We start from the raw sequence: 9,386 nt of genomic DNA on the forward strand, positions 1-9,386 counted from the left end.
AGGTCTCTTCGGGGTTCCGGGGGTTTTATCTGGCTTGCCGGTTTTGGAACAAATATAGCGAAAAACGACGAAAAGCCCCGACTGGAAAGGGGGGCTATTCCAGCACTTTCAGGACGGTGCCGAAGAGTTCGTAGGGGGAACTGCCGTCAATGCGGGCAAGGCAGAACGATCCGGGGGCAATGGTGTGGCCGGCGCCTTCAAGCGAACACTCATTGTCAACTTCGGGGGCGTCCCACTCGGTTCTGCCCCATGCAGTGTTTTCCTCAATCCGATCAATGCAGACGGCGATTTCCCTCCCTTCAAGTCGCTTGTTTTTCTCTTCTGAAATACCTTCCTGAAGTTCCATAAGCTCAGCCGTGCGGCTCTGTTTTTCCTCTTCGGGAACACTGTCTTCGAGTGCGAATGCCGGTGAGAATTCTTCGTGGCAGTAGGAGAAGCATCCGAGTCGGTCAAAGCGGACGGTTGCGGCAAACTCCAGCAGTTCCTCAAATTCCTGCCGTGTTTCACCCGGATACCCGGCAATCATGGTTGTGCGGAGGCGGATGTCGGGGTTTTTCTGTCGAATGGCCTCAATAAGCGCAAGTTCTCCCTCTTTGGTGATGCCGCGGTTCATGGAGCGGAGAATCCTGTCATTGCAGTGCTGGAGCGGGAGGTCGAGGTAGTTGCATATATTTCCTCTCTGGCTCATGGTCTCAATCACTTCAAGCGGGAAGTTCAGCGGATAGGCGTAAAGAAGACGGATCCAGTGAAACGCCATGTCGGAGAGGCGGAGGAGAAGGTCGTTGAGCATCTGACGCCCGTAGAGGTCAACGCCGTAAAGGGTTATGTCCTGCGCTATGATGTTGAGTTCCTGAACCCCTTTCTCCTGGAGGAGCCGGGCTTCGCGGAGGAGCTGGTCGAGGGGCTGGCTGATGTATGGGCCGCGGATTCTGGGGATGGAGCAGAACGAGCAGCTTCGGCTGCACCCTTCGGAGATTTTGAGAAATGAGGTGTGTCCGGGCGCGGTAAGGGAACGGTGGAGGTGAAGCTCACTGCGGTAGCGTGCCCCTATGGCAGTAAGTATGGCGGGCAGTTCGCGGGTGCCGAAAAATCCATCGACTTCAGGAAGTTCAGTCTGCAGTTCGCTGCGGTAGAGTTCCGGGAGGCAGCCCATGACGAATATTTTCCGGACCCGGCCGCTCTCTTTTTCAGTGATGGCGGCAAGCGTTTCGTTGATGGACTCCTCTTTGGCGTCGGCAATGAAGCCGCAGGTGTTGATGATGATTGTTTCGGCATCACTGGCGCTCTCTGTGAAGACAACCCCGGCTGCTTCTGCCTGTGCCATCAGCCGTTCAGAGTCGACGGTGTTTTTCGAGCAGCCGAGGCTCAACAGAAAGACCCTGTTGGATTGTTCAGTCATTGCGTTTGTATTGTTCAAGAAAACTCTCCTTCCATTCACGAAACGATCCATTCTGGATTTGGGTGCGGGCGGTTCGGGTCAGCCACATAAAAAAGGAGATGTTCTGCAGGGTGCAGAGTTTGAGCCCGAGAATCTCTCCTACATTCAGAAGGTGGCGGATGTAGGCTCGGGAATAATTCCGGCAGACATCGTTGTCAAACCCTTCGTCAATGGATGAAAAGTCCTCTGAATATTTTGCGGAGCGCAGATTCATTTTTCCATGCCGGGTATAGACCCTTCCGTTCCGCCCTTCGCGGGTCGGGATGACGCAGTCGAACATGTCGACACCCCGTTCTATGGCGTTGAGGATGTTTTCGGGCGTGCCGACCCCCATGAGGTAGCGGGGCTTGTGTTCGGGAAGCAGGGTGTGGGAGAGTTCCAGAATCCGGTACATCTCTTCTGCCGGTTCTCCGACTGCCATGCCACCGGTTGCATAGCCATCGAAGTCGAGATCGACAAGAGCTTTTGCCGAAATGGTGCGCAGGTCGGCGTGGGTTCCTCCCTGGGTTATGCCGAAGAGCATCTGGCCGTGGCCGTAGAGCGGCCTGGTGAGGCTGAAGTGCTGTTTTGCCCGTTCTGCCCACCGGATGGTCATCTCTCCCGATTTGCGTATGTACTCCCTCTCAGCGGTGGAGGAAGGGCATTCATCAAGCGGCATCAGGATGTCGCTGCCGATGATGCGCTGGGTGTCAACTACATTTTCGGGGGTGAACTGCAGCATGCTGCCGTCGAGGTGCGATTTGAAGGTGACCCCCTCTTCGGTGATTTTCCTGAGCTCGGAAAGCGAGTAGACCTGGTAACCGCCACTGTCGGTAAGCAGAGGGCCCTGCCAGTTCATGAACCGGTGCACTCCTCCGGCCTTTTCCATGATGGCGTTTCCGGGCTTGAGGTAGAGGTGGTAGGTGTTGGCCAGAATGATATGGGCCTGCTGTTCCTTAAGCTCATGCGGCTCCACCGATTTGACGCTTGCCCGTGTGCCTACCGGCATGAATACAGGTGTCGGTATGGTTCCGTGGTCAGTGTAGAGCTCTGCGCAACGGGCAGCTGTGTTCGTGTCGGTGTGAAGAAGGCGGAAGTTCATGAAACCGGGTAAGGGAATGGAAGTGCTCAGTTCTCAGTGCTCGGTTCTTAGTGCCTGGTGCTTTTTTACTGTTCACTAATATCCTTGCCTCCCCATGAAGGTAACCTTCAGAGGAGAGAAATAAAAAAGGAAAGAGGGCTGATGGGGGTTTAACTGATGGCGGTGAGTTTGACTGAGACGCTGAGGGTCTCCTCGGCATTGCCTTTCCATGTTCCCCGGACAGGCGGAACATCGGCATAGTCGCGCCCTGAGCCGATTTTGATGTATCGTTCATCGACAAAGAGTGAGCTGTGGGTGGGGTCCATTCCGACCCATCCGGTTTCGGGGCCGCCGTAAATTTCGCACCATGCATGCGATGCTTCTTCGTGGCCAAGAGGGGTGCTGCCGCCGAAAAGGTAGCCACTGACATAACGGGCGGGAATCTGAAGGCTGCGGCATGCGGCAAGCATGATGTGTGCAAAGTCCTGGCATACACCGCGTCCCAGTGCCATCACAACCGCACTGGTGCTGTGAACATCGGTGACGCCGGGTTCATAGATGAAGGAGTCGTGGATTTTCCGGCAGATCGCTTCCCCAAGGGCCAGAGGGGGCATTTTGGGGGAGAAGGAGGAGGTGAACTCGCGGATGGCAGGATCGAAATGCACAAAGCGGCTTTCGGCGGAGAAGTCCATAAGCAGAATCGCTTCGTTATCTGAAGAGAGCGGGGTTCCTTTGCCTGTTTCAATAATGGATGTGGCCAGAATGCTGACCCTGTCATGACTTTGCAGGATGTTGAAATGGTGGACTTTGTTGCCGTAGAAGTCTGTGTATTCAAAAATGGTTGGGGTGTGTTCAATGTCAAGCGTAAAGCTGCTGCAGCGCTGTGAAGAGTTCTGGCTGCTGTCGGGGTGAAGCCGCACTTCGGTGGCGGTTTCATAAATGGGGCGGCTGTAGGCGAACAGCGTACGGTGTTCTACTTTGAGTATCATGCGTTGTTCCTTGCCCGGTTTTTCCGTAAGGAGAACTGTTGCTGTTGTTGCTGCTGTGCCTGGCTCCAGTTTGCCCGTCCGCCTGCAACTCCCGTGAAGGGGAGCGCCTTGCTCTCGTCCTGCGGTTCGATTTCAGGGGTATGATACGCAAAATAGACCAGATGCAGCTGCTCGCCTGCTTTTTGCAGCCGTTGTTTGATGTCGCCAAGATAATCGTGCAGCCCTCGTTCCATAATGTCCTCAACGGTGGTGTAGCTCAGCTCGGCTTCCATTTTGCCTATCAGTCTGTCGGAATTGGAGAGGTTTTTCTGGGTTGAGTTTCCCGAGAGCCGCCATAGGGCTTCTTTTGCCGCACCGATGGAAAAATGGATACTACGCGGAAATGTTTTATCGAGAATGAGAAATTCCAGAATGTTCTCGGGTTTGATGCGTGAAAGATGAACTTTCTTGAATGCTTCAAGCGCGCTGCAGCTTTTCAGGACGGCCATCCATTGGATGATGTCGACTGAGCTGATGAGCCCAATTGCCTCTCTGCTGGTTTGAGGGGTAAGCATATGGTACTTGACATCAATGAGACGGGTGACATTGTCTGCCCGTTCAAGATATTTGGCAACCTGAATGAAGTCCCATCCCTGGCTTCGTGCCATGGTGTTGTCGGTAATACCCTGAAAAAGGTGCGAGGCATTCTTGATTTCGCGGTAAAAGCTGAAGGGGTCGTTCTGCACATTTTCCGGCCGCATTGTCTGCAGCAGGTGGTAGAGGTTGTTGATCTGTTCCCACATTTCACTTGAAATGCTTTCAATGATGCTGCGGGCGTTTTCCCTTGCAAGACCAATGCAGGAGATGATGGAGTTTGAGTTGCTGCGGTTGAATACCAGATAGTCGGTGACGCTCCGCGCGCTGTATTCTCCATACAGGCTTTCAAACTTTTCCGGGTCGCTGGTGGCAACGGTCAGCGCAATCCAGCAGTCGGGGTTCTCTGTGGGGGTGATCCGGTTGAGATCAAGCAGGAGGTTGAAGTTCACATCAAGAAACCTCGCAGTGTTTTCGGCCCGCTCAACATAGCGGCTCATCCAGAACAGTGATTCGGCAACGCGGCTTAACATGTCGTGGCAGTGGAGTTTATGGTGTGTTTATTCATCAACAACCCAAGTGTCTTTGCTGCCTCCGCCCTGTGAGGAGTTCACCACAAGAGAGCCCCGTTTCAGGGCAACTCTGGTAAGGCCACCAGGCACAATGGTTGTGGTTTTTCCGTTCAGGACATAGGGACGAAGGTCAATATGGCAGCCGTAAAGCTCCGAGTCGTTGAAGAGGCTGGGGTGACGCGACAGGGAGATGGTCGGCTGTGCTATGTAGTTGCGGGGGTTCTTGACAATCAGTTCGGCGAACCGCTCCTGTTCCTCGGTAGTTGATTCGGGCCCGATGAGCATTCCGTAACCGCCTGATTCGTTTGCCGCTTTGACCACAAGCGTGTCAAGATGTTCGAGAATGTATTTGAGGTCAGACGGATTTCCCGGTAGCCAGGTCGGGACATTCTGCAGTATGGGATCTTCTCCGAGATAGTAGCGGATGATTTTCGGTACGAAGCTGTAGATGACCTTGTCGTCGGCAATGCCCGTTCCGATTGCATTTGCCAGAGTGACATTGCCCTTTCGATAGGCGTTGATGAGGCCGGCAACGCCGAGTTTTGAGTCGGGACGGAACATCAGCGGGTCAATATAGTCGTCGTCAATTCTGCGGTAGATGACATCGACCCGTTCCAGTCCTCTGGTGGTGCGGGCGTAGACCATGTTGTCGTTGACAACGAGATCTCGGCCTTCAGTGAGCTCAACACCCATCTGGCGGGCAAGGAAGCTGTGCTCGAAATAGGCCGAGTTGTAAATGCCCGGAGTCAAGACAACCACATTGGGATTGCCTCGTCCATGCGGGGCAACCTCCTGGAGGGTGCGGAGCAGCTCCTGAGGGTAGTTTTCAACAGGGCGGACCTTGTATTTCTCAAAAAGAACGGGAAAGGCCCGTTTCATTGCCTGCCTGTTCTGCAGCATATAGGAGACGCCGCTCGGCGTGCGCAGGTTGTCTTCCAGAACGAGATGGTTCCCTTCGCCATCGCGGATGATGTCGCTGCCTGTGATATGGATATAAATTCCCCGTGGCGGTGTGATTCCGACGAATTCTCTCCTGAAATGGGGGCTGCCCAGAACAAGCTCCGGGGGGATGACCTTGTCGCGCAGGATTTTCTGGGTGTGGTATATGTCGTGCAGAAAGAGGTTGAGTGCCGTGATTCTCTGGGTGAGACCTTTTTCTATCAGCGCCCACTCTTCTGAGGGCACCACTCTGGGAATGAGGTCGAAGGGGAACAGTCGCTCTATGCCCTCTTCAAGTCCATAGACGGTAAAGGTAATGCCCTGATTCCGGAAATAGATGTTGACCATCTCACGGCGGGCCTTGATGTCGTCAACGGAAAACTGCCCGAAGCGGCTGAGCAGTTTGTCGTAATGGGGGCGGGGGGAACCTTCCCCTGTCATGACTTCATCAAAAAAACGGCTCGCTTCAGGATGGTAGCCGTCAAAGAAACGCTTCATATCCGTCGTTTTACATATTGCCGGGAGGGGCTTTTATAGCCCTTCCGCTATATACCTTAATTTTTTATGGAAAAAAAGATTTAACGCCTAAAAAAGTTACATAATGGAAGAAAGGTGGTCGGGAGGTTGCAGGCACGGGGATTAGTTTTTATATATGTATAAGGATTCAGAACTCATCATTCAGAACTCAGAACTCAGCACTAATGAAAGTACTTGTTACCGGCGCTGCCGGTTTTATTGGCTCCAATGTTTCCCGCAGGCTTCTGGAGCGGGGCGACCGGGTGACGGGAATTGACAATATGAACGACTACTACGATGTGTCGCTCAAAGAGGCACGGCTTGAGAGGCTGACCGGGCAGGAGAACTTCCGGTTTGTGAAGATGGATCTGGCCGATCGCAAGGCTATGGAGGAGCTGTTTGCTGAAGGGGGGTTCGACCGTGTTGTCAATCTGGCGGCTCAGGCCGGTGTGCGGTATTCGCTCATCAACCCCCATTCATACATTGAGAGCAATATTCTCGGCTTTACCAACATTCTTGAGGGATGCCGCCACAACGGGGTGGAGCATCTGGTTTACGCCTCATCAAGCTCCGTGTATGGGGCCAATGAAACTATGCCGTTTTCCGTGCATGACAATGTTGATCATCCACTTTCCCTCTATGCTGCCAGCAAGAAAGCCAATGAGCTGATGGCACATACCTACAGCCACCTGTATCAGCTTCCGACCACAGGTCTTCGTTTCTTCACCGTCTACGGCCCCTGGGGACGGCCCGACATGGCGCTTTTCCTTTTCACCGATGCCATCATCAAGGGAAAGCCGATCAAGGTGTTCAACTACGGGAAGCACCGGAGGGACTTCACCTACATTGACGACATCGTTGAGGGGGTCATCCGCACACTTGATCATGTTGCAGAACCCAATCCTGATTGGTCAGGCCTGAAGCCTGATCCTGGTTCAAGCCGGGCCCCATGGAGAGTCTACAACATCGGCAACAGCAAACCGGTTGAGCTGATGGATTACATCGGCGCCCTTGAACGCGAGCTTGGAAAAACAGCCGAAAAAGAGTTTCTGCCGCTCCAGCCGGGCGATGTGCCAGATACCTACGCCGATGTGGAACAACTCATGGAGGATGTGCAGTACAAGCCCCAGACCTCCGTTGACGAAGGAATCAAGCGGTTTGTGGTCTGGTACCGGGAATACTACGGAATTCCCGCACCCTGAGCTTTCTGCATGGTTTCTGCCCCTGCATAGTCAATATACTGCCCGCTCCTGAACGGGAGCAGTTTCACTGTTCCGTCCGGGCTCTGTTTATTCAGCCAGGAGATGAACGGGCTTGTAAGCCATTCGTTGCGACTGCCTTTTCCTTCGTTGCGTTTGGAATTCAGCGCGATAAAGCGCCTGAAGAGTTCAGTCGTGAAGGCTGATTCATCCCCGTCCGGCGGGTAGGGTGCAATGCCGGGGCAGAGATTGCACTCTTTTTCGCTGTCGCTTACCTGGCAGAGAGTGTCGGGTTCAGTCAGGTAGCCACAATGGCTGCCTTTTGCTATTCTTGCCGCCACGGCCCAGGAATTTCCTCCGGCTGGTGCCAGTTGCTTGAATTGCGTTGGTTTATCGGTATTTTCCTGCCAGGCAGGGGGAGTTGAGCTGAGGAGGCTCGGGCAGTCACACTCTCCAACCGCCATCACAATAGGCATCGGCTTCACTGAAAGCGCCTCTCTGTAGGGCTGCATTCCCGGGGCTACGAGGGGAAAATACTGGTCAACCGGTGAGAGCTGCAGCAGTCCGACCGGTGAGGCCCTGTGTGCCGGCTCCCACTCTGAGAGGGGCTCCGATGAAACCGGCAGAAACTCCCGGTCATAAATGATAGGGTTGAAGGGCTTTCCGGTTTTTCCTCCAATCTTCTTCAGCTCATCAAAACCGCATGCTGCTGCCTGGGCGTGTGCTCCCCCAACCGAGTGGCCGGCAAAAATAACCTTGTTGGATGTCATGAAACGGGATTTCCCGGGAAGGCTGCAGTCAAAAAACAACTGGTTCCTGCCGCACTCATCTTCCCGGTAAAACAAATCAGTTGCTCCGTATTTGATCAGATAGGATGCAGCAGCATAGGCCTCTTGGCCAACTCTCGGATTGCCGCCGATGTCAATCGCCGGGAGGCCCGTTCCCTGTGAGTGGGACGCACTGATGAACGCAATCGCCCAGTTGTTATCGGCAGCAGCACTGCTGTAATTGTAATAATACGAAGGGTTGATGCCGAAAAGAGGATTGTCGTTGAGGAAGGCACCGAGGATTTTTTTTGGGTAGTAAAGAAGGTCGTTCCCAATGAGAAATCCGTGGTTGAACATGACCAGACCCTCAGCCTGACGGTGTTTCGGGTAAAAGACCTCGACGACGACTTCAATGAAGAGGGGTATGCTCTTGTGGTACTGTACCCAGAGGTGAATGCGGTCAAAGCAGTAGCCGTTGATGCAGATGGGTTTCATTGTCTGTAAGGGTTTAGGGGTGGGACCGCCTATTATACAGACAATATATACTTTTGTGGTTTTTTTATGTGCGTTATATATGCACGGTGTTTATTCTTTCCAGTCAATTTTGTCTGCCCCATCAGCAAGAGCTCTACTGTGGCTTCCTTCCCTGATGTAGACTTTTCTTATGCTCCCTTCAGTTCCGCAGCCAGCCTCAATGGGCTCTTTGCAGTGAACATGAGGTTTGGATGTGCTTTCGGGGACAATGATGACCAGCACCAGCCGCTTCCGGAAAATCTCCACATAGGCGCTGATGTCGGGAATCGGGTCGATGTGATGCCTGACGGCCTCATGGATGATTTCAAGCGCCTCTTTTTCGCTATGTATCCCTTTGATACTGCCATCGTCATCAACGCCAACCAGCATGGTGCCGCCAAGGGTGTTGGCGAAGGCGGCAATGGGTTTGGCCACTTTCGGAGGAGAATGCACCTTGAGCTTGAATTCAGTATAGAGACCTTCCCCTCTGGAAACAATATCAAGGAGGGGAGAAGCAGAAGCCGGCCGGCGGATGAAGTTCATGGTGTTCCTCCGTCTCAGGTTGACTGGAACTCCGTCCGGCGATGAATGCCTATACCGGAAGGCTTACTTTCATCATACACATGAAGGCCAATAAAAGCAAGAAGCAAAAGAGAAGTCACAGAAAAGACAAAAACCAGGAAACTAGGGGACATCCTATATTGAAACCATCAAACACAAAGTTTTCCCGTTTGCATAATAATCCCACCAGTGCTTTGTAAAGCACGAAAAAAGAGGCGGGTTGCTCACTTCTGTAGAATCTCGTACCTTATCGTTATCG

8 protein-coding genes are annotated in these 9,386 nt (G+C 53.2%); 1 reads left to right on the forward strand and 7 read right to left on the reverse strand.

Annotated elements, in window-relative coordinates:
- Positions 1 to 94 precede the first annotated feature (94 nt).
- From rimO to EKD02_RS04430, 5 genes are all read right to left on the reverse strand, one after another.
- Entirely contained in the window at positions 95 to 1,399 is a 1,305-nt protein-coding gene (gene rimO / locus EKD02_RS04410) for a 30S ribosomal protein S12 methylthiotransferase RimO (RefSeq protein ID WP_126342237.1), read from the reverse strand.
- A complete protein-coding gene (gene tgt / locus EKD02_RS04415; protein WP_011890458.1) occupies positions 1,392 to 2,519 on the reverse strand; it encodes a tRNA guanosine(34) transglycosylase Tgt in 1,128 nt (375 codons plus the stop codon). The genes rimO and tgt overlap by 8 nt, the downstream gene beginning before the upstream one ends.
- Positions 2,520 to 2,668: 149 nt before the next feature.
- Positions 2,669 to 3,487 (reverse strand): transglutaminase family protein, encoded by an 819-nt coding sequence (locus EKD02_RS04420; protein WP_126383936.1) that lies wholly within the window; start codon positions 3,485 to 3,487, stop codon positions 2,669 to 2,671.
- A complete protein-coding gene (locus EKD02_RS04425) occupies positions 3,484 to 4,593 on the reverse strand; it encodes an alpha-E domain-containing protein (RefSeq protein WP_126383938.1) in 1,110 nt (369 codons plus the stop codon). The genes EKD02_RS04420 and EKD02_RS04425 overlap by 4 nt, the downstream gene beginning before the upstream one ends.
- A gap of 27 nt (positions 4,594 to 4,620) precedes the next feature.
- Positions 4,621 to 6,069, reverse strand: coding sequence for a circularly permuted type 2 ATP-grasp protein (locus EKD02_RS04430; protein WP_126383941.1), 1,449 nt, complete (start codon positions 6,067 to 6,069; stop codon positions 4,621 to 4,623).
- Between the two features lie 203 nt (positions 6,070 to 6,272).
- Here EKD02_RS04430 and EKD02_RS04435 point away from each other — a divergent pair, with 203 nt between their 5' ends.
- Positions 6,273 to 7,289, forward strand: a complete 1,017-nt coding sequence (locus EKD02_RS04435) for an NAD-dependent epimerase (RefSeq protein WP_126342239.1) — start codon at positions 6,273 to 6,275, stop codon at positions 7,287 to 7,289.
- Here EKD02_RS04435 and EKD02_RS04440 read toward each other — a convergent pair.
- Both EKD02_RS04440 and EKD02_RS04445 read right to left on the reverse strand, forming a co-directional pair.
- Positions 7,268 to 8,548 (reverse strand): hypothetical protein, encoded by a 1,281-nt coding sequence (locus tag EKD02_RS04440; protein ID WP_011890453.1) that lies wholly within the window; start codon positions 8,546 to 8,548, stop codon positions 7,268 to 7,270. The two genes, EKD02_RS04435 and EKD02_RS04440, sit on opposite strands and share 22 nt — an antisense overlap.
- Positions 8,549 to 8,638: 90 nt before the next feature.
- Positions 8,639 to 9,109 (reverse strand): AlbA family DNA-binding domain-containing protein, encoded by a 471-nt coding sequence (locus tag EKD02_RS04445; protein WP_126383944.1) that lies wholly within the window; start codon positions 9,107 to 9,109, stop codon positions 8,639 to 8,641.
- Between the last annotated feature and the right edge of the window lie 277 nt (positions 9,110 to 9,386).

Origin of the sequence: Chlorobium phaeovibrioides (assembly GCF_003968655.1) — a bacterium.
GTDB lineage: Bacteria > Bacteroidota > Chlorobiia > Chlorobiales > Chlorobiaceae > Chlorobium > Chlorobium phaeovibrioides.